The organism is Aeromicrobium sp. PFPM2_SD2 (assembly GCF_057364525.1).
The window spans coordinates 1-974 of the sequence record NZ_JBNFNZ010000651.1 but is presented as its reverse complement, the minus strand read 5'-3'; the positions used below and the strand labels follow the sequence as shown (position 1 = coordinate 974).

Below are 974 nucleotides of genomic sequence, written 5' to 3'. Positions count from 1 at the left end.
CGGACGAGTCGGTGCCCATCGGGAGCTCGGCGTCGGTGAACGGCGCTGAGCCGGCCCGCCGGGGCGGCCTGCGGCTCGGTCGCGAGCTCGGCGTCCACGTAGACCGCCGAGCCCGCCGAGAGCGCGGACAGCCGTCCGGACCCCTCGGCGGTGACCAGCGTCAGGCGTCCCTCCCCCGCCGCGAGCGGCTGGGGCAGCGGGTCTCCGGTGCGCCGGACGCCCTCGACCGTGTACCGCGCGACGCCCTGACCGGTCGTGACCTCCAGGACGTCCCCCTTGACGAGGTCGGTGACGTCGCCGAACGGGCCGCCGTGCGTCACCGCGCGCCCGTAGACCACCGACGTCCCGGCCTGCCCGGGCATGACCGTGTCGCGCCGGTGCCCGGGCCCCTCGGTGAGCTGCCCGGCGCCGGTGCCCTCCACGACGACCTGCTCGAGGTCGATCGACGGGGCCGACAGCTGCGCGACCGGCGTCCCGGGGGCGATGATCCCGCCCACCGGCGTCGTCGCGGCGGCGAGGTCGGCGCGCAGCTGGTCGTGCAGCAGGGTCTGCCCGCGGTCCTGGGCCAGTCCGCTCAGGAGGAGCAGCTGCAGCAGCAGCCAGGCGCACACCACGGCCAGCACGGTCAGCGACGAGCTCGCGACCGACACCTGGTCGGACACGGCCGGACGCTGCGCGGTGCGCACGCTCGTCCACCAGGCGCGGACCCGGCGGAACCGTTCGCGCGGCGCGCGGCGGCGACCCTCGGGGACCTCCGGCACCGGGTCGGGGGCCGGCTGCGGCACCACCTCCACGACGGCGCTCATCGACGCACCATGCCACGACCCGGACCACCGGGGCACCGAGACCGGCGAGCAGCAGCAGACCGAGCAGGCCCGCCAGCAGCAGGCGTCCGGTCGACGACGTCGTCGCCGCCGTGGGAACGGTCTCGAGCGTCGTCGTGGGCGTGCTGCCCGTCGCCGCGGCGGCCCCGG

Annotated in this window: 1 protein-coding gene; it reads right to left on the bottom strand. The window is 77.1% G+C overall.

Annotated elements, in window-relative coordinates:
• Positions 1-806: sortase (locus tag AC2W7G_RS17180; RefSeq protein ID WP_485869511.1), on the bottom strand; the 806-nt coding region annotated here is incomplete at its 3' end.
• Positions 807-974 lie beyond the last annotated feature (168 nt).